Source organism: Stenotrophomonas sp. 99219_Sma (assembly GCF_056480785.1).
Map to the genome: position 1 here is coordinate 216141 of NZ_CM151117.1, position 23659 is coordinate 239799.

The following is a 23659-nucleotide window of genomic DNA, read 5'->3' on the forward strand; positions in this document are numbered from 1 at the left end:
GCCATGCACAAGCCTTCGTTCCCCGTCGCCCCCGGCGAAACCGCCTGCCTCGAACTGGACGGCCCGGCCGGCCCGCTGGAAGTGGTCGTTGACCTGCCCAAGGCCGATGTGCCGGTGCAGCCGATCGTGGCCATCGTCTGCCATCCGCTGTCCACCGAAGGCGGCACCCTGCACAACAAGGTGGTCACCATGACCGCCACCACGCTGCGCGAGCTGGGCATCGCCACGGTACGCTTCAACTTCCGCAGCGTCGGCGCGTCGGCCGGTGAGTTCGACCATGGCGTGGGCGAGCAGGACGACCTGAAAGCCGTCGCCGCCTGGGTGCGCAGCCAGCGCCCGGACGACCGCCTGTGGCTGGCCGGTTTCAGCTTCGGCTCGTTCGTTTCTTTGAAGGCCGCTGCCGCGCTGCAGCCGGAAGCGCTGATCTCGATCGCGCCGCCGGCCGGTCGCTGGGACTTCGATGGCATCGCGCCGCCGGCGCGCTGGCTGGTGATCCAGGGCGAGCAGGACGAGATCGTCGACCCGCAGGCCGTCTACCAGTGGCTGGACACGCTGGACGTCCCGCATGAGCTGGTGCGCATGCCCGAGACCAGCCATTTCTTCCACCGCAAGCTGATCGACCTGCGCGGCGCGCTGACCCACGGCGTCAAGCACTGGCTGGGCGCAGCGGCATGAGTGCAACCGAGCTGACCCCGTCGCAGCGGTACGCGGAAGGGGTTGCCCGTGGCGACTGGCAGAACGACCCGGCCCAGCACGCAGCGCTGGCCGAACTGGACCGCATCCACCTGGGCCTGGTCGACAGCGCCGAAGACGGCTGGCTGGACCGCCTGTCCTCGTTCTGGAAGAAGCCCGAGCCGGTGAAGGGTCTGTACTTCTGGGGCGGCGTCGGCCGTGGCAAGACCTTCCTGGTCGACCTGTTCTACGACGGCCTGCCGATCAAACAGAAGTACCGCACGCATTTCCACCGCTTCATGCGCAGCGTCCACGAGCGCCTGCGCGAGCACCAGGGGCAGAGCGACCCGCTGGCGAAGATCGCCCAGGAATGGCGCAGCAACCTGCGGGTGCTGGTGCTGGACGAATTCTTCGTCACCGACATCGGCGACGCGATGCTGCTGGCACGGCTGCTGGAGCGCCTGTTCGCCGAGGGCGTGACCCTGGTGACCACCTCCAACACGGCGGTGGAGAACCTGTACCTCAACGGCCTGCAGCGCGAGAGCTTCCTGCCGGCCATCGGCCTGCTGCAGCGCTTCTGCGTGGAGCTGTACGCCGAGGGCACCGAGGATTACCGGATGCGCGCGCTGACCCGCTCGCCGGTGTACCGCGCACCGCTGGCCGCCGACAGTGATGAGTGGCTGGCCACGCGCTGGAACGAACTGAGCGGCGGCCAGCCGGCCAAGCCCGGCAACATCGAGATCGAAGGCCGCAAGATCCCGGTGCGCGGCCGTGGCAAGAGCATTGCCTGGTTCGATTTCGCCGCGTTGTGCGAAGGCCCGCGTGGCCCGTCGGATTACATCGAGATCGCGCACGAGTTCAACACCGTGCTGCTGGGCGGCATCCCCGCCTTCGACCGCCTGAACGAAGATGCCGCGCGCCGCTTCGTCAACCTGATCGACGAGCTGTACGACCGCCACGTCAACCTGGTCTGCACCGCCAGTACCTCGCCGATCGAGCTGTACACCGGCCAGCGCCTGCAGGGCGCGTTCGAGCGCACCGCCTCGCGTTTGATTGAAATGCAGAGCGCCGAGTACCTGGGTACCCCGCACCGGGCGTGAGGGCGCCACCCAGGTAAATGCGTTGCCGGCCAGAGTTCCGGTAGTGCCGGCCGCTGGCCGGCATCCGCCGCGCGGTTACCGGGTCGGCGCCACGGCGTTCCCACGCGGCCGCTCATCCGGCCCGGCCGACACATGCAGGCCCGAGCCATCGCCGTGCTCTACCCGTACGCTCTCGCCGCGCTCCAGCAGCCGCAGTGGCTGGCCTTGGTAGCGCACTTCCAGCGCGTCATGAGTGTCGGCCAGCGACTGCACCAGCGGGCACAGCGCCTGCGCGCGGGCCTCGATGCGCTCGGCGCGGCCTTCCAGCTGCTGTTCCATCTGCGCGTCCAGGCGGTCGGCGCGTTCCTCCATCGCATCGCTGCGACCGGTGAACACCTGCCACAGCACGCTGCGGGCGATGGACGCGGACAGCGACTCGGCCATGTCCTGCACCTTGGCCTCGAAGCCCGGCCCGAACACTGCCTGTTCCCAGTAACCCTTGCCCAGCGTGCCGCCGATCCAGTCATCGGCCTGCCGGCGCAGGCGCCGGACCTTGCGGCTGTTGGCGGTGCCGGTGAGGCTCTCATAGACCCCGTCGAGCACGTCGAAGCTCAGCCCACTCACTTCATGGGCCAGCGCGGTGGCCGCCGGCATCAGCTGCCGCGCCCCGGCCTCCATCTGCCGCAGGCGGGCGGCGTCGGCCTCGCTGACCGGCACGATCGTGTCGTCCAGGCTCAGCACGCCATCGTGGAACACCACCTCGTGCGGCGCCTGCGGGCCATGCCGCAGCCAGATGCCGCCGCTGTCCACCAGCACGTCGTAGTCGGTATGGATGCCGCACTGGTCCGAACGCAGGTCCGGCCCCTCGGCGGCCAGCGCTGGGGCAATGAACAGGGCAGGCAGCAGGGCCAGCGCGGGCGTCACCGGCCGGAAGTCACCCGTCCACCGGATTCCCACCGGCTGCCCACCAGCTATCCACAGGGTTGTCCCTAGCCAGTTTCATCACTGTCATGTGAAGCTGTCATTGTTCCGTTTTCGCGGTGCGTTGTACCACCGCGATGACGCCTTTCGGGCTTGACTGCGCAGCCCGTTCCGGCAGGTCTGAAGCGTCTGATCCGGGCGCCGATGGCACGATCCTTGCGGCGCAAGGGATTGCCGAATTTCACTACATTTGGCGTTGACGGACCCCATTACCCCCACTATCTTGTGGCCGTCGGTCGCAGCAACCCCAATTCCAGGGGGTGCCCTGGGTACCCATCCGCGATCGTCAACGGCAGTGGCAGGCGCAGGGTCTCATCCCCTGCGACGCCGTCCTGCCATCCTGGGCTGTCATGTCCCGGGCTGCGTCACCCGATGCATCGAGCACCCACCAATCACGCCAAGAGGACACACGCCGTGACCACCGAATCCAGCGCCACCATCGAGAAGGAAAGCGAATTCCTGTTGACGTCGCCGCCGACGGCCAACGCGATGAGTGTGACCAAGCGCAATGGCACGACCGAACTGGTGGACCTGAACAAGATCGTGCGCGCGGTGCAGCGTTCCTCCGAAGGCCTGCACGCCGTCGATCCGATGCGCGTGGCCACCCGCACCATTTCCGGCCTGTACAACGGCGCCACCACCCGCGAGCTGGACGAACTGTCCATCCGCACCGCCGCCCTGCTGATCGGTGAAGAGCCCGAGTACGGCCGCCTCGCTGCGCGCCTGCTGGCCAACTACATCGCCAAGGAAGTCTCGGGCCAGGAAATCTACGCCTTCTCGCAGTCGGTCAGCCGTGGCCATGAAGTCGGCCTGATCAACGACCGCCTGCTGAACTTCGTGCAGACCAATGCGCGCAAGCTCAACGATGCCATCGACATCTCGCTGGACCTGAACTTCGATTACTTCGGCCTGCGTACCCTGTACGACCGTTACCTGCTGCGCCATCCGCACACCCGCAAGGTGATCGAGACCCCGCAGCAGTTCTTCCTGCGCATTGCCAGCGCGCTGAGCGAGGATGTGTCCGAGACCCTGGCGCTGTACAAGCGCATGGGCAACCTGGACTACCTGCCGTCCAGCCCGACCCTGTTCAATTCCGGCACCACCCACGAGCAGCTGTCCTCGTGCTTCCTGCTGGATTCGCCGCAGGACTCGCTGGAGTCGATCTATTCCAAGTACGGCGACATCGCCCAGCTGTCGAAGTTCTCCGGCGGCATCGGCGTCAGCTACACCCGCGTGCGTTCGCGTGGTTCGCTGATCAAGTCGACCAACGGCCACTCCAACGGCATCGTGCCGTGGCTGAAGACCATGGATTCGTCCGTGGCCGCGGTGAACCAGGGCGGCAAGCGCAAGGGCGCAGCCTGCGTCTACCTGGAAACCTGGCACGCCGACGTCGAGGACTTCCTCGAGCTGCGTGACAACACCGGTGACGAAGCCCGCCGTGCGCACAACCTGAACCTGGCCAACTGGGTGCCGGACCTGTTCATGAAGCGCGTCGAGGCCGACCAGGAATGGTCGCTGTTCGATCCGCGCGTCGTGCCGGAGTTCACCGACCTGTTCGGCGAAGCCTTCGAGCAGGCCTACCTGCAGGCCGAAGCGCAGGGCAAGGCCAACCGCACCATCTCCGCGCGCAAGCTGTACGCCCGCATGATGCGTACGCTGGCCGAGACCGGCAACGGCTGGATGACCTTCAAGGACAAGTGCAACCGCGCCAGCAACCAGACCCTGCGTCCGGGCAACGTGATCCACCTGTCCAACCTGTGCACCGAAATCCTGGAAGTCACTTCCAACGATGAAACCGCAGTGTGCAACCTGGGTTCGATCAACCTGGGCAACCACTTCGACGAGCACAACGAGTTCGACTTCGAGAAGCTGGCCGAGACCGTGCGCCTGGCCGTGCGCCAGCTCGACCGCGTCATCGACCTGAACTTCTACCCGATCGAAACCGCCCGCCGCGCCAACCTGCGCTGGCGTCCGGTCGGCCTGGGCTGCATGGGCCTGCAGGACGTGTTCTTCCGCAAGCGCCTGCCGTTCGACAGCGCCGAAGCCCGTGCCCTGTCGAAGAAGATCGCCGAAGCGATCTACTTCCACGCGCTGGAAACCTCCTGCGAGCTGGCCCAGGAACGCGGCAAGCACCCGTCGTTCAACGACACCCGCGCCGCCGGTGGCGAGCTGCAGTTCGACGCCTGGAACGTGGTGCCGGAAGACACCGCGCGCTGGGATGCCCTGCGTGCCCGCATCAAGGAGCATGGCCTGCGCAACTCGCTGATGATCGCGATTGCACCGACCGCGACCATCGCCTCGATCGCCGGCTGCTACGAGTGCGTCGAGCCGCAGGTGTCCAACCTGTTCAAGCGCGAGACCCTGTCCGGTGACTTCCTGCAGGTCAACCGCTACCTGGTGAACGAGCTGAAGAAGCTGGGCCTGTGGACCGCCGACATGCGCGACGCCATCAAGCTGGCCGAAGGCTCCATCGCCGGCGTGGCACAGATTCCGGAAACGCTGCGCGAGGTCTACCGCACCGCGTGGGAACTGCCGATGCGTTCGCTGATCGACATGGCCGCCGAGCGTGGTGCCTTCATCGACCAGTCGGCCTCGCTCAACCTGTTCATGGAAAGCCCGAACATCGGCGCGATGTCCTCCATGTACATGTACGCCTGGAAGCAGGGCATCAAGACCACCTACTACCTGCGTTCGCGCCCGGCCACCAAGATCGCCAAGACCACGGTGAGCAGCGCAGCCCCGGCCAAGGTGTTCAGCCCGGACGAAGCCATCGCCTGCTCGCTGGAAAACCCGGAAGCCTGCGAGGCCTGCCAGTAAGAGCGGCACCGCCGCGCGGTAGTGCCGGCCGCTGGCCGGCAACCCCGGCCAACGATCATCACCCACGGTAGCGCCGGGCCATGCCCGGCGGCTCACCCAGGAATTCAAGGAAACACCCATGGCCGACAAGCCCAAGCAGATGCTGCTCGATCCCGGTTTTGAACTGACCCTGCGCCCGATGCGCTACCCGCAGTTCTATGACATGTACCGGAACGCGATCAAGAACACCTGGACGGTGGAAGAGATCAACTTCCAGATCGACATCACCGACCTGCACAGCAAGATGTCGCCGGGTGAGCGCCATCTGATCCACCGCCTGGTCGCGTTCTTCGCCACCGGCGACTCGATCGTGTCCAACAACCTGGTGCTGAACCTGTACCAGCACTTGAATGCGCCGGAAGCGCGCATGTACCTGTCGCGCCAGCTGTATGAAGAAGCGCTACACGTGCAGTTCTACCTGACCCTGCTCGACAACTACCTGCCGGATCCGGAAGAGCGCGTCAAAGCGTTCGCCGCGGTGGAGAACATCGACTCGATCAAGAAGAAGGCCGATTTCTGCTTCAAGTGGATCGACTCGATCCAGGACCTGAAGCGCATCGAGACCCGTGCCGAGCGCCGCCAGTTCCTGCTCAACCAGATCTGCTTCGCCGCCTGCATCGAAGGCCTGTTCTTCTTTGCTGCGTTCGCCTACGTGTACTACTTCCGTTCGCGCGGTCTGCTGCCGGGCCTGGCCTCGGGTACCAACTGGGTGTTCCGCGACGAAAGCGCGCACATGGAGTTCGCGTTCGAGTCGGTGCGTGTTGTTCGCGAGGAAGAACCGGACCTGTTTGACGAAGAGATGAAGCAGCAGGTCTACGACATGCTGGCCGAAGCCATCGAATGCGAAGTGCAGTTCGCCGAGGACGTGCTGTCCGGCGGCGTGGCCGGCATCTCCACCCGCGACATGCGCCAGTACCTGCAGCACTGCGCCGACCAGCACTTCGCCAAGCTGGGCATGGAAAAGAAGTACAACGTGCGCAACCCGCTGCCGTTCATGGAACTGCAGGACGTGCAGGAGCTGACCAACTTCTTCGAACGCCGCGTCTCGGCCTACCAGGTCGGCGTGCAGGGCGAAGTCGCCTTCGACATGAACTTCTGATCGAACCGGTCAGATCTGTCGCAACGAAAAACCCCGGCCAACGCCGGGGTTTTTTTGTTGGTAGCGCCGGGCCATGCCCGGCGGAGCCTGCCTGGTGCTACTGGCCGCCATGCTGCACGCGGGCCTTTGTAGAGTCGAGCTTGCTCGACTGCCGTTCGCGCAAAGCAGTCGAGCAAGCTCGACTCTACAATCAGCGTCGCCCTTCCACCGCCATGCGTACCGCCAGCCCGGCCAGCACTGTGCCCATCAGCCAGCGCTGCACCACCTGCCAGGTCGGGCGCGCGGCCAGGAAACCGGCGATGCTGCCAGCGGTCAGCGCAATCATGCCGTTCACGGTCACACTCACCGCGATCTGGGTGGAGCCCAGCACGATCGACTGCATCAGCACACTGCCCTCGCCGTCCGGATGCAGGAACTGCGGCAGCAGCGACAGGTACATCACCGCCACTTTCGGGTTCAGCAGGTTGGTCAGGAAGCCCATCGTGAACAGTTTGCGCGGGCTGTCCTGCGGCAGTTCGCGCACCGCGAACGGCGAACGGCCACCGGGCTTGAGCGCCTGCCAGGCCAGGTACAGCAGGTACAGCGCGCCGCCGATGCGCAGCGCGTCGTAGGCGAACGGCACGGTCATCAGCAGGGCGGTGATGCCCAGTGCCGCACACAGCATGTAGAACACGAAGCCCAGCGCCACCCCGCCCAGCGAGATCAGGCCTGCCATCGGCCCCTGGCAGATCGAGCGTGAGATCAGGTAGATCATGTTCGGCCCGGGCGTGAGCACCATGGCCAGTGAAACAAGCGCGAAGGCCAGCAGGTCGGAAGTGGCGGGCATGGGCGGTCCTGGCAGTGGGCGTGGCGCAGTTTAACGCCTGCCGCAGGCGCGGCCTGCGCAGGCACCGCTGCCGGGTGACCGTTGCACGTGCATTCCGATGGCCATCACGCCGGTCGCTTAGAATCCGCAGCACCCCACACCGAAGCCCCCCATGACCCCCATCCCCGAGACCGTGCCGCCCACCGAAGTGCGCATGGCCGAAATCGTCTTTCCCAACCACACCAACCACCTTGGCACCCTGTTCGGTGGCCAGGCGCTGGCGTGGATGGACAAGGCCGCCTTCCTGGCCGCCGCCCGTTACTCGCGCCGCACCGTGGTGACCGCGCGCAGCGACCAGGTCGACTTCAAGCTGCCGATCCGCATCGGCCAGATGGTGGAAACCATCGGCCGCATCGTCGAAGTCGGCCGCAGCTCGATGAAGGTGGAGGTGGAACTGGTCGCCGAAGACCTGCACAGCGGGGAGCGCAAGCTGTGCACCCGCGGCCACTTCGTGATGATCGCGCTGGACGAGGAAGGCCACCCGATCGCGGTACCGCCGCTGCCGGCGGCCTGACCCGGCCAACGGACCGGCGCTTGCGGGGGCGCCACCGCGCCCCCATCTGGCAGCCATGACCCTGCCACTGACCGACTTCATCGACCGTGCCCAGCGCCTGTTCGTGCTGACCGGCGCCGGCTGCAGCACCGCCTCGGGCATTCCCGATTACCGGGATGCCGACGGCCAGTGGAAACGCACGCCACCGGTGACCTACCAGGCCTTCATGGGCGAGGCCGCCACCCGCCAACGTTACTGGGCGCGCAGCCTGCTCGGCTGGCCGCGCTTCGGCCTGGCCCGGCCCAACGGCACCCACCAGGCCCTGGCCGCGCTGGAACGCCGCGGCACGCTGCAGGTGCTGCTGACCCAGAACGTGGACGGCCTGCACCAGCGCGCCGGCAGCCACAACGTGATCGACCTGCATGGCCGCCTGGACCTTGTGCGCTGCATGGGCTGTGAGCGTCGCAGCGATCGTGAAGGCTTCCAGCAGCGCCTGCTGGACGCCAATCCCGGCTGGGACGCGCTGGAGGCAGGCATCGCGCCCGATGGTGATGCCGATCTGGAGGCCGATTTCTCCGCGTTCGTGGTGCCCGAGTGCCCGCATTGCGGCAGCGTGTTGAAGCCGGATGTGGTGTTCTTCGGCGAAAACGTGCCGCGGGAGCGCGTGCAGGCGGTGCAGGAGCACCTGCAGCAGGCCGACGCCGTGCTGGTGGTGGGTTCATCGCTGATGGTCTATTCCGGCTTCCGCTTCGTGCAGGCGGCGGCCAGGGCAGGGCTGCCGGTGGCGGCGTTGAACCGTGGCCGCACCCGCGCCGACGACCTGCTGCAGTTCAAGGATGAACGGGACTGCGCCGAGGCGCTGGCCGCGTGGGCTTCGTCCTGAGCCGAGCACACGCTCGGCTGCACGCCCACCGCGAAACAGCGATCCATCCAGACGGTTGATTCGCAGGCCGTGCGGCGGTGCAATACGCACCCCCTACGTCGTTCATCACCGTCTTGAGCCAGCTGTTTTCGCCGATCTCGTTCGGCCCCCTGACCCTGTCCAACCGCATCGTCATCGCGCCGATGTGCCAGTACTCCGCCGAAGATGGCCGCGCCAGCGACTGGCACGCCATGCATCTGGGCAACCTGGCGCAGTCCGGTGCCGGCCTGCTGATCCTGGAAGCCACCGCGGTCGAACCGCGCGGCCGCATCAGCTGGGCCGACCTGGGCCTGTGGGATGACGGCACCGAGGCCGCACTGGCGCAGGTGCTGGCCAGCGTCCGCCGCTGGTCGCCGATGCCGCTGGGCGTCCAGCTGGGCCATGCCGGCCGCAAGGCCTCGGTGAGGCGTCCGTGGGACGGTGGTGGCCAGTTGCCGGCTGATGATGCGCGTGGCTGGGTCACCGTGGCGCCGTCGCCGCTGCCGTTCCATGCCGCCGATCCGGCACCGCAGGAACTGGACGAGGCCGGCATCGCCGAGGTCATCGCCGCCTTCGCCGCCAGTGCGGTGCGCGCCGAGCGCCTGGGCTTCGAGCTGATCGAGCTGCATGCCGCGCACGGTTATCTGCTGCACCAGTTCCTGTCGCCGCTGAGCAACCGCCGCACCGATGGCTACGGTGGCTCGCTGCCGAACCGCCTGCGCCTGCTGGTGGAGGTGTTCGATGCTGTGCGTGCGGCAGTGTCCGACAAGGTCGCGGTGGGCGTGCGCATCTCCGCCAGCGACTGGGTCGATGGCGGTTGGGATCTGGTGCAGAGCGAAGCGCTGGCGCAGGTGATGGACGCGCGCGGCTGCAACTTCCTGCATGTCTCCAGCGGTGGCCTGGACGAGCGCCAGAAGATCACCGTCGGCCCGGGTTACCAGGTGCCGTTCGCAGCGGCGATCAAGGCCAAGGTGCGCATGCCGGTCATCGCCGTGGGCATGATCACCGAGCCGGAGCAGGCCGAATCGATCCTGCGCCATCGCCACGCCGATGCGGTAGCCCTGGCGCGCGGCATCCTCTACGACCCGCGCTGGCCGTGGCATGCCGCCGCCGCGCTGCGTGACAGCGTGGAGCCGGCACCGCAGTACCTGCGCTGCGAGCCGCGTGATGCGCGCGGCGTGTTCAAGACGCGCTGAGGCTCACACCCGCCAGGCCGGCGCCATGCCGGCCTGCAGGTGCTCGAACAGCGCGCGGATCTTGGCAGTGAAATCGCGGCGGTCGCTGACGCAGAAATAGACCTCCATCGGCTCCGGGCGCCATGCAGTGTCGGCGCCGAACACTGCCTGCAGGCGGCCATCGCGCAGGTACGGCTCTGCCACGAATGCGGCCAGCCGGGTGATGCCGGCACCGGCTGCGGCCAGCGTCGCCAGCGCATCGATGTCATCGCAGACCATGCTCGGCGGCAGTGCGGCGTCCACGCGCTGGCCATCCTTCAGCAGTCCCCAGCGCAGCGGCCGGCCGTCGGTGGGAAAGCGGTGCAGCAGCCCGCGATGGCCGCTCAGCTCGGAGGGTTGCTGCGGGGTGCCGTGTGCCTTCAGGTAGGCCGGCGAGGCGCAGAACACGAACGGCACGCGCGCCAGCTGCCGTGCGACGACCCCGTCCTCCAGCTGTGCACCGATGCGGATGCTGGCATCCACCGCTTCCGGGCCGTGCTGCACGGCGCGATCGGTCAGCCGCAGCTCCAGCTGCAGTTGCGGGTAGCGCTGCTGCAGCGAAGGCAGCAACGGCGCAAGCACGTGGCGACCGAACGCGCTGCTGCTGGCGATGCGCAGCGGTCCTGCCGGTTCGATGTCACCGGAGGTGACCATCGCCTGCGCGCGCGCCAGGTCGGCTTCGATGTGGCGCACCTGCGCCAGGTACAACGCGCCGGCCTCGCTGAGGGCCAGCTGGCGCGTACTTCGGTTCAGCAACCGTACGCCCAGATGCGCCTCCAGCCGGTTGATGTTCTGGCCGACTGCGGTGGCGCTGATGCCAAGGATGCGGGCCGCTGCGGCAATGCTGCCGGTCTCTGCGGTGCGGGTGAAGCTGCGGATCAGTTGCAACAGGTTCATGACCGACCAGCTTGCCATGGAGAAACCCAAGTATCGCTTGGGACTGAACCAAGCAGGTCGGTTGCATCGGTGACCATCGATCCCGAGGGCAGGTCGCTGCCCTACACTCGGGCGATGCGCCCCGATTCCATCCTGACCCTGTCCTGCCCCGACCGTACCGGCATCGTCTACCGCGTTTCCGGCCTGCTGTTCGACCACGGCTGCAACATTCTCGACGCCCAGCAGTTCGGCGACGAGGAAAGCGGCCGCTTCTTCCTGCGCGTGCACTTCGACCGCGATGCTGGTCTGCCGCTGGAGACCGTGCACGCGGCCATGGCTACGCTTGCCACCAGCTTCGGCATGGACTGGCAGCTGCATGATGGCCGCCGCCGCGCGCGCCTGCTGGTGCTGGTCAGTAAGCAAGGGCACTGCCTCAATGATCTGCTGTTCCGCGCCCACAGCGGCCAGCTGAAGGTCGACATCGCCGCAGTGGCGTCCAACCACGCCGACTTCGCACCGCTGGCAGCGTCCTACCAGGTGCCGTTCCACCACCTGCCGGTGACCGCCGATACGCGTGCGGTGCAGGAGCAACAGATCATCGACCTGGTCGAGCGCGAACGTATCGACCTGGTGGTACTGGCGCGCTACATGCAGATCCTGTCACCCACGTTGTGCCGCGCCCTGGCCGGCCGTGCGATCAACATCCACCACAGCTTCCTGCCCAGCTTCAAGGGCGCGCAGCCGTATCATCAGGCGCACGCACGCGGGGTCAAGATCATCGGCGCCACCGCGCACTACGTCACCGAGGATCTGGACGAAGGCCCGATCATCGAACAGGACGTGGCCCGCGTGGACCACGCCATGGCGCCGCGCGAACTGGTGCGGCTGGGCAGCGATACCGAATCGCTGGTGCTGGCACGCGCCGTGCGCCGCCATGTGGAACACCGCATCCTGCTCAACGGGCACCGTACGGTCGTGTTCCGGTAATCGCCCATCCCGCGTCCGCCGGGCATGGCCCGGCACTACCGAATCCTGATTTCATCCAATGAAAAGCCCCCGGTTCGGCCGTCCCGCGATCTGTAGGGGGGCGTAGTTAGGGGGCTGGATGAATCGATTGTGTTGTCGTGGGCAGGAGCGCGCAAGCGGCATAAGCGACGTGCGCGGTAGCGCCGGGCCGTGCCCGGCGGTGGTGGGTCAGGCGATCGAAATCCCCGCCTTGCCCAGCGCTTCACGCACCATCGCGTCGTTGGCGTCGGTCACCGGCTTGGTCAGCTCCCACAGGAATTTCACCCGGAAGCCGGACTTCACCGCGTCCTGCGCGCTCCACAGCACGCAGTAGTCGCGGGCCAGGCCGCACACGTGCACTTCGCGGATGCGGCGTTCGTGCAGCCAGCCTGCCAGGCCGGTGGCCGGGCGCTCGCCATCGGGGCCATGGTTCTCGCGGAAGGCGCTGTACGAATCCACCTGTTGGCGCGTGCCCTTGCGCAGGATCAGGTCGGCCACGGTCCAGTCCACGCCCGGGTGCAGCGCGGCACCGGCGCTGCCCTGCACGCAGTGGTCCGGCCACAGGGTCTGCGGCTGCGCGTGCAGCAGGATGGTCTCGAAGGGCCGTCGGCCGGGATGCTGGCTGGCGAACGAGGCGTGGTCGGCCGGGTGCCAGTCCTGTGTCGCCACCACGGTGCCGTAGCGGCGCTGCGCCAGTAGATCGGCGATCGGTGCCACCAGCGCATCGCCCTGGTCGCAGGCCAGCGCACCGCCGGGCATGAAGTCCGGCTGCAGGTCGATCACCAGCAGGGCGACATCGGCGGGCAGGGCGGTCATGGCAGTTCCGGTACAGCAGAAGGGGCGACCAGCGTGGCCGCCCCATGCGCACACGTCAATCGCCCTGCGGCGTCTCAGCGTCCTGCCCGTAGTACAGCAGGCCGATCTTGATCCGTTCGCGGCCGTTCTCGCGGCGGTGGCGGTTGGCATCGCGCAGCGAGTACACGCAGCCGCAGTATTCCTGCTGGTAGAACTGCTCGCGCTTGCTGATCTCGACCATGCGGCTGGCGCCGCCGCCCTTGCGCCAGTTGTAGTCCCAGTACTGCAGGCCTTCATAGCGGGATGCAGCGCGGATGCCACAGTCGTTGATCTGCGCCATGTTCTTCCAGCGCGAAATGCCCAGCGACGAACTGATGGTGTCGTAGCCGTGCTCGTGCGCATACAGCGCGGTGCGCTCGAAACGCATGTCGAAGCACATCGTGCAGCGGATACCACGCTCGGGCTCGTTCTCCATGCCGCGTGCACGGCTGAACCAGTTGTCCGTGTCGTAATCGCAGTCGATGAAGGGAATGTTGTGCTGTTCGGCGAAGCGGATATTCTCCTGCTTGCGCAGCTCGTACTCCTTCACCGGGTGGATGTTGGGGTTGTAGAAGAAGATCGCGTAGTCGATCCCGGAGGCGGTGATCGCCTCCATCACTTCGCCGGAGCAGGGTGCGCAGCACGAGTGCAGCAGCAGGCGCTGGCCGTTTTCGGGCAGGGACAGGGTGGGGCGTTGGAGCTCGGTCATCGTCAGGTACCGCATGGACCGCCGGCAACGGCGGTGGCCCATGCATCAGCGCGTGGGTGAACAGGTCTGGCCGGAAACCGTGAACAGGACGCACGCGGCCGCACCGCCTGCACGCGCAGGACAACGACGGCCCCGGCAACCTCCCCGCGGAGATTCCAGGTCGAGTCAGGGGACGGTCGTGTCCCCCGGCCGGGGCCGGTATTCGGGCTGATGGACACGGGCCGCAGCCCACCTACTACCTGCCGCTTCCCAGGCGTGAGCCCAGTGCTGTTGGCAGGATTCGTTTCCATTCACCGCTGCGGGGCAGCTCCGGAATGGGCGCGCAAGGCGCCTTCACCGGATTCCCGTTTAAATCCCTGCCGCCATCAATGCCACGGCAAGGATACCTTCGGCGTGCCCACGGTGGACGCGTCGAGGCCAATGGTCAAGGGTCAATGAAAGCGCAGGGCTGTGGCTCGCTTCTCAGGCTGTGAGAGCGCCTCTTGCCATACTGGGCACCGACAGACGGGAGGTGGCTCGTGGCGGCGAAGTACTGCGATCTGGTCATGAAAGGCGGCATCACCAGCGGCATCGTGTACCCCAATGCGGTACTGGCGCTGGCCCGCGAATATCGCTTCAAGAGCATCGGCGGCACCTCGGCCGGCGCCATCGCCGCGGCGGTGGCGGCCGCGGCGGCGTGCGGTGATCGCCGCCAGCAGGCGGGTGAACACCTGCCCGGCGATGCAGGCTACAGCGGGCTGTCGGCGGTGTCGGCGCAGCTGTCGCGGCGTGGCTTCATCTACAGCCTGTTCCAGCCGGCGCGAGGCGCTCGTGCAGCGTATCGGCTGCTGGTGGTGCTGACCGGCAATGCCCGCCTGCCGCACAAACTGCTGTGCCTGGCCATCGCGGTATTCGAGATCGCGCCGCTGGAAGTGCTGGTGTCGCTGTCGCTGCTGCTCGGCCTGGGCTGGTGGGGCGGCGGTTGGAGCGGCGTGGCCGCCACGCTGCTGCCATCACTGCTGTGCGCGTACGGTGCCGGCGTGGCCGGTGCCGCGCTGCGGGTAGCGCGGGTGGCGCGCCGTAACCTGCTGGGCCTGTGCAGCGGCCTCGGCCGCGATGCACGCACGCCGGCATTGACCGAATGGTTGCACGAGTGCCTGCAGCAGCTGTCCGGCAAGCCGCTGGATGCACCGCTCACCTTCGCCGACCTGCACGATGCGCCGCGCTATGCCGGCGAGCCGGACAGCCCGCATGCGATCAGCCTGCAGATGATCACCACCTGTGTGTCGCACAACGAGCCGCGCACGCTGCCGCTGGGCGGCGCGCAGTTCTGGTTCCTGCGCGAGGAGTTCGAGCAGCTGTTTCCGGCCAGCGTGGTGCAGTGGCTGGTGACGCAGGCCGGCCCGCCACTGGAGGTGGAGGGGCGCCGGTACTACCACCTGCCGCAGGGCCCGAAGCTGCCGGTGCTGGTGGCCACGCGCATGAGCCTGAGCTTCCCGCTGCTGATCAGCGCGGTGCCGTTGCATGAGCCCTCACGCCGCGAGCGTCGCTGCGAACCGACCGCACCTGCGGCCGACCAGGAGCACAATGTGGCCGACAGCATGGAAGGGCTGACCAGTGCCGGGCAGACCTGCGGCCCGGTGATCACCGCCTTCCGCATCTGCTGGTTCTCCGATGGTGGCATCAGCAGCAACTTCCCGATCCACCTGTTCGATGCCGCGTTGCCGCGCTGGCCGACCTTCGCCATCAATCTGGTCTACCCGCAGCACGCCGAAGACGTGAGCCACGGCAGCAGTGGCCGACAGGCGCTGGAACATGCCGTGTTCCTGCCCACCGAGAACCGCCACGGTTGGCAGCGTACCTACCAGTCGATCGCCACGCCGTTGGCGGCCGCCGAGCTGGGCCGCTTCCTGTTCGCGGTGGTGGCGACCATGCAGAACTGGCGCGACCTGCTGCAGGCGCGTGCCCCGGGCTACCGCGACCGCATCGTGCACGTCAGCCTGCAGGGCGACGAGGGCGGCATGAACCTGGACATGCCGCAGGACGTGCTGACCCGCATCGCCGACAAGGGCAGCCTGGCCGGTGCGCGCTTCTGTTCGTTCTCGTTCGAGAACCACTATTGGATCCGCTGGCGCAACCTGGCCTCGGCCTACCAGCGCTACACGCTGGAAGTGGCGCGCACCGACGACCCGGCGCAGCAGGTACTGGCCTACCGCGCGGCGTACTCGATGGTTGCCAGTGGCCAGCCGACGCCACCGTCGTACAAGCTGGGCTCGGAAGACAAGCGGCTGGCATCGCAGCAGTTGTGGGGGCTGATGGTCGAGCAGGGACGTACCTGGGAGGACCTCGGCCCGGACCTCACCGACGGCGCACCGCGCCCGCTGCCGCAGATGAAGGTCACGCCGATCTACTGACCCGGTAGTAGATCCACGCCATGCGTGGATGGAACCCCATCGAAATCAAATATTTCGAACATTCATCGAAGAGCATCCACGCACGACGTGGATCCACCGTGTCGACCAAGGTCGACACCTACCCACAGCAGCAAAGGATGCCGTTTCGACAGCTCGCGGAGACCTGTCGAAGGGGGGTGGGTCCGGTTGCGGGGGCGTGAGCCGCATGGGCCCGAGGCATGCCTCGGGCGGGTTGGGCAGGACGCCCAACCCCGGTCTTGCCGTGTGCGCAGGACTGCGCACACGAGCAAGCGGCGACCGAGCTTACATGGGTGAGGGCGCTTTGCTTGCGAAGCATTGCTTCGCAAGCGCCCGAACGCACAGCCGCCAGCGGCTGGGCCGGGCCCCGGAGGGGGACTTGCAGCGTCCCCCGCAACCGGACCCACCCCGCCATCCCACGGAATGCCAGCTGTTGCTTTTGAGGTTGCCGGCCAGCGGCCGGCACTACCTCAGGTGCAGGACGCAGCCCTGCCGAACCACCCCTACCTCCCCGGCAACTGCGCGAACGCGCGCTGCATGCAGTCCTCCCGCGGGCACACCCGGCAACCCGGCCCGATCGACACCGAATTACCCGGGCTCTGCACATCCAGCCCCAGCGAATACACCAGTCGCTCGGCATGCTGCAGATCGCAGCCCAGCGCCACCGCGAAGGTCTTGCGTGGCTGGCCATGGCCCACCGGGCCACTGCTGACCTGCCGTGCCAGCCAGAAGTGGCGCCGGCCATCGGGCATGCGCGCGGTCTGCGTCAGGATCCGCCCGGGCTGGTTGAACGCCTCGTAGACGATCCACAGCGGGCACGAACCACCCACCTGCGAGAAGTGGAAATCGGTGGCGGAGTGGCGCTTGGACACATTGCCGGCGCGATCCACGCGGATGAAGAAAAACGGCAGGCCAGGCGCACTGCGTCGCGCCAGCGTGCTCAGCCGGTGGCAGACCGCTTCGAAGCCGACGCCGAACTGATGCGCCAGCAGTTCGATGTCGTAGCTGCTGGTTTCCGCCGCACGCAGGAAGCGCATGTACGGCATCACCAGCGCGCCGGCGAAATAGTTGGAAAGACCGATCCGCGCCTGCGCAATGCGCGCGTCGTCGGTGAACCCGGCGCGCGCCACCACCGCATCGATCTGCGGCAGGTAGCCGTGAAGGGCCAGCTCGGCCGCCATCTGGAACGCCTGCTGGCCGGGCTCCAGGTAATCGGGCAGCCACAGCCGCCGCGCACCGGCATCGTATTGCCGCTTTTCGCGCCCGGCCTGCAGTGCGGCCACTTCCACCAGCACGCCATGGCGGTCGGCCAGCAGCTGGCGCAGCCGCGGTGCCACGTGCCCGGGCGACAGCCCCCACTCGGCGAACAGCTGCTCGGCCAGCTCGTCCAGCTCGGGAATGTGGTTGTGCATGCGGTTGAAGAACTCGCGCACCTGATCGCCAGCGGGCAGGGTGCTGCCGGCGCCGGGCTCGCCCAGCTGGAATTCCAGTGCGGCGGCATGCTCGCGCAGCGCCAGGTGGCGGCGGTGCAGGTCCAGCAGCGCGCGGCTGACCTGCGGCAGGTTGCCGGCCAGCGCGCGCAGTTCGGTGGCGCTGACCTCGGCCAGGCCCAGGTCACGCAGGGTCTCGCCCAGCGCTTCCTGCAGCGCGGCGGGCTCATCCTCGTCGAACAGTGCGGAAACGTCGCCCAATACCTCGCCCAGCTTCTTCTGCACAGCCGGGGTCAGTGGGCGCTTGTTGCGCTCGATCTGGTTCAGGTAGCTGGCCGACAGCCCCAGCGCCCGTGCCAGATCCGCCTGGCTGTAGCCGCGCTGCTCGCGCAGCCGCAGCAGGCGCAGGCCAAGTTGTCGCTGGGGGGCTGAATAATTCACAGAATTAACATGAATCGTCTGGCGTGTTGGCCAGATTAAGCGGATTCAGCCCGGAAATCGAGGTGGGTGCTGTGAATAATGCCAAGCATCTTTCGCACCCTGTGGGATTGTCGTCATGACTGTTGCAGCGCCCCGTATCCGCATGCTGATCGATGGCCAGTTCGTTGAATCGGCCACCTCCCACTGGCAGGACGTGATCAATCCGGCCACCCAGGACGTGCTGGCCAAGGTGCCGTTCGCCACCACCGGCGAAGTGGACGCCGCCGTCGCCGCCGCCAAGGAAGCCTTCAAGACCTGGCGCAAGACCCCGATTGGCACCCGTGCGCGCATCTTCCTGAAGTACCAGCAGCTGATCCGCGAGAACATGAGCGAGCTGGCCCACATCCTCACCGCCGAACAGGGCAAGACCCTGCCGGACGCCGAAGGCGATGTGTTCCGCGGCCTGGAAGTGGTCGAGCACGCCGCCGCCATCGGCAACCTGCAGCTGGGCGAACTGGCCAACAACGTGGCCAATGGCGTGGACACCTACACGATCATGCAGCCGCTGGGCGTGTGCGCCGGCATCACCCCGTTCAACTTCCCGGCGATGATCCCGCTGTGGATGTTCCCGATGGCGATTGCAACGGGCAACACCTTCATCCTCAAGCCGTCCGAGCAGGACCCGATGGTCACCATGCGCCTGGTCGAGCTTGCGCTGGAAGCCGGCATTCCGAAGGGCGTGCTGAACGTCGTCCACGGTGGCGAGGAAGTGGTCAACGCGATCTGCGACCACCCGGACATCAAGGCCGTGTCGTTCGTCGGTTCCACCCGCGTCGGCACCCACGTCTACAACCGTGCCTCGCTGGCCGGCAAGCGCGTGCAGTGCATGATGGGCGCCAAGAACCACGCCGTGGTGCTGCCGGACGCCAACAAGGAGCAGACCCTCAACGCGATGGTCGGTGCCGCCTTCGGTGCCGCTGGCCAGCGCTGCATGGCCGCCTCCACCCTGGTGCTGGTCGGTGAAGCACGCAACTGGGTGCAGGACCTGGTCACCAAGGCCAAGACCCTGAAGGTCAGCGGCGGCACCGTCGCCGGCACCGACGTCGGTCCGGTCATTTCCTGCAGCGCCCGCGAGCGCGTGGAAGGCCTGATCGCGTCGGGCGTGGAGCAGGGCGCCAAGCTGGTGCTGGATGGCCGCAAGCCGCAGGTCGATGGTTTCGAGAAGGGCAACTTTGTCGGTCCGACCATCTTTGCCGGTGTCACCACCGACATGCGCATCTACCAGGAAGAAATCTTCGGGCCGGTGCTGGTCATCCTCGAAGCGGAGACGCTGGAAGAGGCCATCGCGATGGTCAACAGCAACCCGAACGGCAACGGGACCGCACTGTTCACCCAGTCCGGCGCCGCCGCGCGCAAATTCCAGGAAGACATCGACGTCGGCCAGGTCGGCATCAACGTGCCGATCCCGGTGCCGGTGCCGCTGTTCTCGTTCACCGGTTCGCGCGCGTCCAAGCTGGGCGACCTGGGTCCGTATGGCAAGCAGGTGGTGTTGTTCTACACCCAGACCAAGACGGTCACCGCGCGCTGGTTCGATGACGAGACGCTCAGCCACGGCGTCAACACCACGATCAGCCTGAAGTAACGGCAGGAGCAGCCATGAGCCACTCGATGACGACGGAACTGGAAGAAGCGCAGCAGGCGTACCGCGAGGCGGCGCACGACTTCGCACAGGCCGAACTGGCGCCGCACGCCGCGCGATGGGATGCGGAGGGCATCTTTCCGCGCGAGGCGATCGCCAAGGCCGGTGAACTGGGCTTCTGCGGCCTGTACATGGACCCGGAAGTGGGCGGCAGCGGCCTGAGCCGACTGGACGCCGCCGTCGTCATCGAGGAGCTCGCCAACGTCGATCCGTCGACCGCGGCGTACATCAGCATCCACAACATGGCCTCGTGGATGGTGTCCAAGTGGGGCCAGCCGGCACTGCGCGATGCGTGGGGCACCGATCTGTCTTCGGGCAACAAGCTGGCCTCGTACTGCCTGACCGAACCCGGTGCAGGTTCCGATGCGGCCTCGCTGAAGACCACCGCCGTGCGCGATGGCGACTTCTATGTGCTGAACGGCTCCAAGGCCTTCATTTCCGGCGCCGGTGCCACTGAACTGCTGGTGGTGATGGCGCGTACCGGTGGTGCCGGTGCCGGCGGTGTCAGCGCCATTGCGGTGCCGGCGGACCTGCCGGGCATCAGCTTCGGCCGCAAGGAAGAGAAGATGGGCTGGAACAGCCAGCCCACCCGTGGCATCACCTTCGAAAACGTCCGCGTGCCGGTCAGCCACCTTCTGGGAGAGGAAGGCGGCGGCTTCAAGCTGGCGATGAAGGGGCTCGATGGCGGCCGCATCAACATCGCCGCCTGCTCGCTGGGCGCCGCGCAGGGTGCGCTGGACGCTGCACGCCGCTACATGGGCGAGCGCCGCCAGTTCGGCAAGGCACTGGCCGAGTTCCAGGCCCTGCAGTTCAAGCTGGCCGACATGGTCACCCAGCTGGTGGCCGCCCGGCAGATGGTGCACACCGCTGCGCGCAAGCTCGATGCCGGTGCCAGCGACGCCAACGTGTGGTGCGCGATGGCCAAGCGCTTCGCCACCGATGCCGGTTTCAACGTCTGCAACGAAGCACTGCAGATCCATGGTGGCTACGGCTACATCCGCGAATACCCGATCGAGCGCCTGCTGCGTGACTGCCGCGTGCACCAGATCCTGGAAGGCACCAACGAGATCATGCGGGTGATCGTTGCCCGTCACCTGCTCAACACCGAAGAGGAACTGCGATGAAGGATTGGCGTACCCAGGAGCACGTAGGCCTGAAGGTCGAGGTGGATGGCCACACCGCCATGGTCACCCTGAACAACCCGCCGGCGCATACCTGGACCGTGCACAGCCTGTCGGCGCTGCGCGACCTGGTGGGCGCGCTCAACGCAGACCGCGACATCTACGCGCTGGTGATCACCGGTGACGGCGAGAAATTCTTCTCCGCCGGTGCCGACCTCAACCAGTTCGCCTCCGGCGACAAGGCCGCTGCGCGTGAAGCCGCGCGCCGCTTCGGTGAAGCCTTCGAGGCGCTGTCCGGTTTCCGTGGTGTGTCGATTGCCGCGATCAACGGCTACGCCATGGGCGGTGGCCTGGAATGCGCGCTGGCCTGCGACCTGCGCATCATTGAAGACCATGCCCAGGTTGCGCTGCCGGAGGCCACCGTCGGCCTGCTGCCGTGCGCCGGTGGCACCCAGAACCTGCCGCGCCTGGTCGGCGAGGGCTGGGCCAAGCGCATGATCCTGCTGGGCGAGCGCATCAACGCCGACACCGCACTGCGCATCGGCCTGGCCGAAGAAAAGGTCGGCAAGGGCGAAGCCAAGGCGCTGGCGCTGGAATGGGCGAAGAAGGCCGGCAAGCAGAGCCCGACCAGCATCGCCGCCTGCAAGACCCTGGTGCAGGCCACCCGCACCGGCACCCACGCTTCGGCGCTGGTGGCCGAACGCGAAGCCTTCGTCGATCTGTTCGACACCGCCGACCAGGTCGAGGGCGTGACCGCCTTCCTGGAAAAGCGCGCCGCGCAGTGGAAGAACGCATGAGCACCGACACCGCTGCCGACGACGCACCGGTGCTGTTCGAAGAGCGCGCCGCCAGCAACGGCACGCGCATCGGCATCGCCACGCTCAATGCGCCGCGTACGCTCAACGGTTTCTCGCTGCCGATGGCGCACCTGCTGCTGAAACAGCTGAATGCCTGGGCCGACGACGATGGCATCGCCATGGTGGTGCTGCAGGGCGCCGGCGAAAAGGCGTTCTGCGCCGGCGGTGACCTGCACAGCCTGTACAAGAGCATGGTCGCCTTCCGCGAGGCCGGCCGCAGCGACATCCGCGAGAACGACTACGCGGCCGAGTTCTTCGACGTCGAATACCGCGTCGATTACCTCATCCACACCTATGCCAAGCCGATCCTGTGCTGGGGCCATGGCATCGTGATGGGCGGTGGCATCGGCCTGATGTCCGGTGCCAGCCACCGCGTGGTCAGCGAGCGCTCCAAGCTGGCCTTCCCGGAAATCACCGTCGGTCTGTTCCCGGATGTGGGTGGTAGCTGGCTGCTGCCGCGCGTACCGGGCAAGGGCGGCCTGTTCCTGGCGCTGACCGGCGCGCTGCTCAATCCGGGCGACGCCATCTACGCCGGCCTGGCCGACGTGCACGTGGCCGAAGAACGCCGCAGCGCGGTGTTCGATGCGCTGCTGCAGGTCGCGTGGTCCAGCGATGCCGCACACAACCACGAACGGCTCAGCCATCTGCTGCAGTCGCATGCCAGTGACGCCGCGACCGGTCCGCTGCTGGCCAATGCGGCGCAGGTTGATGCGTTGTGCGAAGGCGATGACCTCTCCGCGATCATCGGCCGCATCTCCACTCTGCAGACCGACGATGCCTGGCTGCAGGCGGCACAGAAGACCCTCGCCGCCGGTGCACCAGGCTCGGCACGGTTGTCGTACGAACTGCAGCGCCGCAGTGCCGGCCAGGGCCTGGCCGCGATCTATCGCCTGGAGTACATCGTCGCCCTGCATTGCGCCGCCCACGGTGATTTCGCTGAAGGCATCCGCGCGCTGCTGATCGACAAGGACCGCAATCCGCAGTGGAACCCGGCCACTCTGGCCGAGGCCACCGGCGCGTGGGCCGACACCTTCTTCGCTTCCCCCTGGGCCGATGCCGCGCATCCGCTGGCCGACCTGGGCACTCCCCTTGTTGAAAGGAGCCTTGCATGAGCCGCATTGCATTCATCGGGTTGGGCAACATGGGTGGCCCGATGGCCGCCAATCTGGTCAAGAACGGCCACACCGTGCGCGTGTTCGATCTGGTCCCGGCCGCGGTGCAGGCCGCCGTCGATGCCGGCGCCAGCGCGGCCGCATCGGCGCGCGAAACCCTGGCCGATGCCGAGGTGGTGATCTCGATGCTGCCGGCCAGCCGCCACGTCGAAGGCGTGTACCTGGGCGATGACGGCATTCTGGCCGCGATTCCGGCAGGCGCACTGGTCATCGACTGCAGCACGATCGCACCGGCCAGCGCCCGCAAGGTCTCTGAAGCCGCTGCCGCACGTGGCCTGCAGATGATCGACGCACCGGTGTCCGGCGGTACCGCCGGTGCCCAGGCCGGCACCCTGACCTTCATCGTCGGTGGCGAGGAGGATGCGCTGGAGCGCGCCCGCCCGGTGCTTCAGGCGATGGGCAAGAACATTTTCCATGTGGGCGCCAGTGGTGCCGGCCAAGTGGCCAAGCTGTGCAACAACATGGCGCTGGGCGTGATCATGGCCGTCACCGGTGAAGCCATCGCCCTCGGCGTGGCGCACGGGCTGGACCCGAAGGTGCTGTCGCAGATGATGGCGGTCAGCACCGGCCGCAGCTGGGCCACCGAAGTGTGCAACCCGTGGCCGGGCGTGCTGGAAAACGCCCCGGCCTCGCGCGGCTACAGCGGCGGCTTCGGCAGCGATCTGATGCTGAAGGACATGGGCTTGGCGGTGGAAGCGGCGATGAGTGTCGGCGCCTCGATCCCGCTGGGCGAAGTGGCCCGCAACCTGTACTCGATGAATCACCAGGCTGGCCGCGGCAAGCTGGATTTCTCCAGCGTCGTGCAGCTCATTACGAGCGAGAAGTGACCTGGTAGTGCCGGCCGCTGGCCGGCAACCTCATGCCCCGTGCGGGACAACGAAGGTGGGATGGGCGGATGTTCGGTTTCGACCGGCATCCGCCCATTTTTTTGCTCTGGCGCGGGTAGTGCCGGCCGCTGGCCGGCA

At 67.1% G+C, this 23659-nt stretch carries 20 protein-coding genes and 1 riboswitch; of the genes, 14 read left to right on the plus strand and 6 right to left on the minus strand.

What is annotated here, in order from left to right:
* Positions 1-3 precede the first annotated feature (3 nt).
* Positions 4-675 carry an alpha/beta hydrolase gene (locus ACZK13_RS00940; protein ID WP_049400585.1) on the plus strand — a complete coding sequence of 224 codons (672 nt, stop codon included), beginning with the start codon at positions 4-6 and terminating at the stop codon, positions 673-675.
* Positions 672-1772, plus strand: coding sequence for a cell division protein ZapE (gene zapE / locus ACZK13_RS00945; RefSeq protein WP_032128212.1), 1101 nt, complete (start codon positions 672-674; stop codon positions 1770-1772). Before ACZK13_RS00940 ends, zapE begins: the two co-directional genes overlap by 4 nt.
* A 75-nt stretch (positions 1773-1847) precedes the next feature.
* On the opposite strand, the gene ACZK13_RS00950 is transcribed toward zapE, so the two are convergent.
* Complete coding sequence (locus ACZK13_RS00950; protein WP_253145761.1) at positions 1848-2708, minus strand: DUF2884 family protein; 861 nt, start codon at positions 2706-2708, stop codon at positions 1848-1850.
* A gap of 438 nt (positions 2709-3146) precedes the next feature.
* On the opposite strand from ACZK13_RS00950, the gene ACZK13_RS00955 reads away from it, so the two are divergent.
* Entirely contained in the window at positions 3147-5549 is a 2403-nt protein-coding gene (locus ACZK13_RS00955) for a ribonucleoside-diphosphate reductase subunit alpha (protein WP_032128210.1), read from the plus strand.
* Positions 5550-5667: 118 nt separating this feature from the next.
* Positions 5668-6687: a ribonucleotide-diphosphate reductase subunit beta gene (locus ACZK13_RS00960; protein WP_004153683.1), complete on the plus strand. Its 1020-nt coding sequence runs from the start codon at positions 5668-5670 to the stop codon at positions 6685-6687.
* Positions 6688-6877: 190 nt separating this feature from the next.
* Here the strand turns inward: ACZK13_RS00960 and ACZK13_RS00965 are convergent, their stop codons facing one another.
* Positions 6878-7513 carry a LysE family translocator gene (locus ACZK13_RS00965; RefSeq protein ID WP_032128209.1) on the minus strand — a complete coding sequence of 212 codons (636 nt, stop codon included), beginning with the start codon at positions 7511-7513 and terminating at the stop codon, positions 6878-6880.
* Between the two features lie 151 nt (positions 7514-7664).
* Between ACZK13_RS00965 and ACZK13_RS00970 the strand changes: the two genes are divergently transcribed.
* The 3 genes from ACZK13_RS00970 to ACZK13_RS00980 all read left to right on the plus strand — a co-directional run bounded on the left by ACZK13_RS00970 (position 7665) and on the right by ACZK13_RS00980 (position 10142).
* Entirely contained in the window at positions 7665-8066 is a 402-nt protein-coding gene (locus tag ACZK13_RS00970) for an acyl-CoA thioesterase (protein WP_004153688.1), read from the plus strand.
* Between the two features lie 55 nt (positions 8067-8121).
* Positions 8122-8928, plus strand: coding sequence for an NAD-dependent protein deacetylase (locus ACZK13_RS00975; protein ID WP_180838044.1), 807 nt, complete (start codon positions 8122-8124; stop codon positions 8926-8928).
* A 113-nt stretch (positions 8929-9041) separates the two neighbouring features.
* Positions 9042-10142, plus strand: a complete 1101-nt coding sequence (locus ACZK13_RS00980; RefSeq protein ID WP_253145759.1) for an NADH:flavin oxidoreductase/NADH oxidase — start codon at positions 9042-9044, stop codon at positions 10140-10142.
* A gap of 3 nt (positions 10143-10145) precedes the next feature.
* On the opposite strand, the gene ACZK13_RS00985 is transcribed toward ACZK13_RS00980, so the two are convergent.
* Positions 10146-11057 (minus strand): LysR family transcriptional regulator, encoded by a 912-nt coding sequence (locus tag ACZK13_RS00985; RefSeq protein WP_049399772.1) that lies wholly within the window; start codon positions 11055-11057, stop codon positions 10146-10148.
* Positions 11058-11171: 114 nt separating this feature from the next.
* Here ACZK13_RS00985 and purU point away from each other — a divergent pair, with 114 nt between their 5' ends.
* Entirely contained in the window at positions 11172-12023 is an 852-nt protein-coding gene (purU, locus tag ACZK13_RS00990; protein ID WP_253145756.1) for a formyltetrahydrofolate deformylase, read from the plus strand.
* A gap of 207 nt (positions 12024-12230) precedes the next feature.
* On the opposite strand, the gene pncA is transcribed toward purU, so the two are convergent.
* Entirely contained in the window at positions 12231-12857 is a 627-nt protein-coding gene (pncA, locus tag ACZK13_RS00995) for a bifunctional nicotinamidase/pyrazinamidase (protein ID WP_253145754.1), read from the minus strand.
* 55 nt (positions 12858-12912) lie between these two features.
* Complete coding sequence (locus ACZK13_RS01000) at positions 12913-13599, minus strand: epoxyqueuosine reductase QueH (RefSeq protein ID WP_012509762.1); 687 nt, start codon at positions 13597-13599, stop codon at positions 12913-12915.
* A 161-nt stretch (positions 13600-13760) separates the two neighbouring features.
* A riboswitch (cobalamin riboswitch) is annotated at positions 13761-13975 on the minus strand.
* Between the two features lie 154 nt (positions 13976-14129).
* Here ACZK13_RS01000 and ACZK13_RS01005 point away from each other — a divergent pair.
* Positions 14130-15977 (plus strand): patatin-like phospholipase family protein, encoded by a 1848-nt coding sequence (locus ACZK13_RS01005; RefSeq protein ID WP_253145752.1) that lies wholly within the window; start codon positions 14130-14132, stop codon positions 15975-15977.
* Between the two features lie 521 nt (positions 15978-16498).
* Here ACZK13_RS01005 and ACZK13_RS01010 read toward each other — a convergent pair.
* Positions 16499-17866, minus strand: coding sequence for a helix-turn-helix domain-containing protein (locus ACZK13_RS01010; RefSeq protein ID WP_049421469.1), 1368 nt, complete (start codon positions 17864-17866; stop codon positions 16499-16501).
* Between the two features lie 115 nt (positions 17867-17981).
* Here ACZK13_RS01010 and ACZK13_RS01015 point away from each other — a divergent pair, with 115 nt between their 5' ends.
* Genes ACZK13_RS01015 through mmsB form a run of 5 tightly spaced genes read left to right on the plus strand, consistent with a single transcriptional unit; the run spans position 17982 to position 23521 of the window.
* Positions 17982-19487 (plus strand): CoA-acylating methylmalonate-semialdehyde dehydrogenase, encoded by a 1506-nt coding sequence (locus ACZK13_RS01015; RefSeq protein WP_049399840.1) that lies wholly within the window; start codon positions 17982-17984, stop codon positions 19485-19487.
* Positions 19488-19501: 14 nt separating this feature from the next.
* The gene (locus ACZK13_RS01020) at positions 19502-20668 is read left to right on the plus strand and encodes an acyl-CoA dehydrogenase family protein (protein ID WP_253143785.1); all 1167 of its coding nucleotides are present in this window, start codon (positions 19502-19504) and stop codon (positions 20666-20668) included.
* The gene (locus ACZK13_RS01025; RefSeq protein WP_180838049.1) at positions 20665-21462 is read left to right on the plus strand and encodes an enoyl-CoA hydratase; all 798 of its coding nucleotides are present in this window, start codon (positions 20665-20667) and stop codon (positions 21460-21462) included. Before ACZK13_RS01020 ends, ACZK13_RS01025 begins: the two co-directional genes overlap by 4 nt.
* A complete protein-coding gene (locus tag ACZK13_RS01030; RefSeq protein WP_253143784.1) occupies positions 21459-22634 on the plus strand; it encodes an enoyl-CoA hydratase/isomerase family protein in 1176 nt (391 codons plus the stop codon). The genes ACZK13_RS01025 and ACZK13_RS01030 overlap by 4 nt, the downstream gene beginning before the upstream one ends.
* Positions 22631-23521, plus strand: a complete 891-nt coding sequence (gene mmsB, locus ACZK13_RS01035) for a 3-hydroxyisobutyrate dehydrogenase (RefSeq protein ID WP_004136647.1) — start codon at positions 22631-22633, stop codon at positions 23519-23521. The genes ACZK13_RS01030 and mmsB overlap by 4 nt, the downstream gene beginning before the upstream one ends.
* Positions 23522-23659 lie beyond the last annotated feature (138 nt).

What these genes read in the sequence shown, in the direction of transcription:
- ACZK13_RS00940 (WP_049400585.1), top strand. Translation starts at nt 4, where the DNA reads ATGCACAAGCCTTCGTTCCCCGTCGCCCCCGGCGAAACCGCCTGCCTC.
- zapE (WP_032128212.1), top strand. Translation starts at nt 672, where the DNA reads ATGAGTGCAACCGAGCTGACCCCGTCGCAGCGGTACGCGGAAGGGGTT.
- ACZK13_RS00960 (WP_004153683.1), top strand. Translation starts at nt 5,668, where the DNA reads ATGGCCGACAAGCCCAAGCAGATGCTGCTCGATCCCGGTTTTGAACTG.
- ACZK13_RS00965 (WP_032128209.1), bottom strand. Translation starts at nt 7,513, where the DNA reads ATGCCCGCCACTTCCGACCTGCTGGCCTTCGCGCTTGTTTCACTGGCC.
- ACZK13_RS00970 (WP_004153688.1), top strand. Translation starts at nt 7,665, where the DNA reads ATGACCCCCATCCCCGAGACCGTGCCGCCCACCGAAGTGCGCATGGCC.
- ACZK13_RS00975 (WP_180838044.1), top strand. Translation starts at nt 8,122, where the DNA reads ATGACCCTGCCACTGACCGACTTCATCGACCGTGCCCAGCGCCTGTTC.
- ACZK13_RS00985 (WP_049399772.1), bottom strand. Translation starts at nt 11,057, where the DNA reads ATGAACCTGTTGCAACTGATCCGCAGCTTCACCCGCACCGCAGAGACC.
- purU (WP_253145756.1), top strand. Translation starts at nt 11,172, where the DNA reads ATGCGCCCCGATTCCATCCTGACCCTGTCCTGCCCCGACCGTACCGGC.
- pncA (WP_253145754.1), bottom strand. Translation starts at nt 12,857, where the DNA reads ATGACCGCCCTGCCCGCCGATGTCGCCCTGCTGGTGATCGACCTGCAG.
- ACZK13_RS01000 (WP_012509762.1), bottom strand. Translation starts at nt 13,599, where the DNA reads ATGCGGTACCTGACGATGACCGAGCTCCAACGCCCCACCCTGTCCCTG.
- ACZK13_RS01005 (WP_253145752.1), top strand. Translation starts at nt 14,130, where the DNA reads ATGAAAGGCGGCATCACCAGCGGCATCGTGTACCCCAATGCGGTACTG.
- ACZK13_RS01015 (WP_049399840.1), top strand. Translation starts at nt 17,982, where the DNA reads ATGACTGTTGCAGCGCCCCGTATCCGCATGCTGATCGATGGCCAGTTC.
- ACZK13_RS01020 (WP_253143785.1), top strand. Translation starts at nt 19,502, where the DNA reads ATGAGCCACTCGATGACGACGGAACTGGAAGAAGCGCAGCAGGCGTAC.
- ACZK13_RS01025 (WP_180838049.1), top strand. Translation starts at nt 20,665, where the DNA reads ATGAAGGATTGGCGTACCCAGGAGCACGTAGGCCTGAAGGTCGAGGTG.
- ACZK13_RS01030 (WP_253143784.1), top strand. Translation starts at nt 21,459, where the DNA reads ATGAGCACCGACACCGCTGCCGACGACGCACCGGTGCTGTTCGAAGAG.
- mmsB (WP_004136647.1), top strand. Translation starts at nt 22,631, where the DNA reads ATGAGCCGCATTGCATTCATCGGGTTGGGCAACATGGGTGGCCCGATG.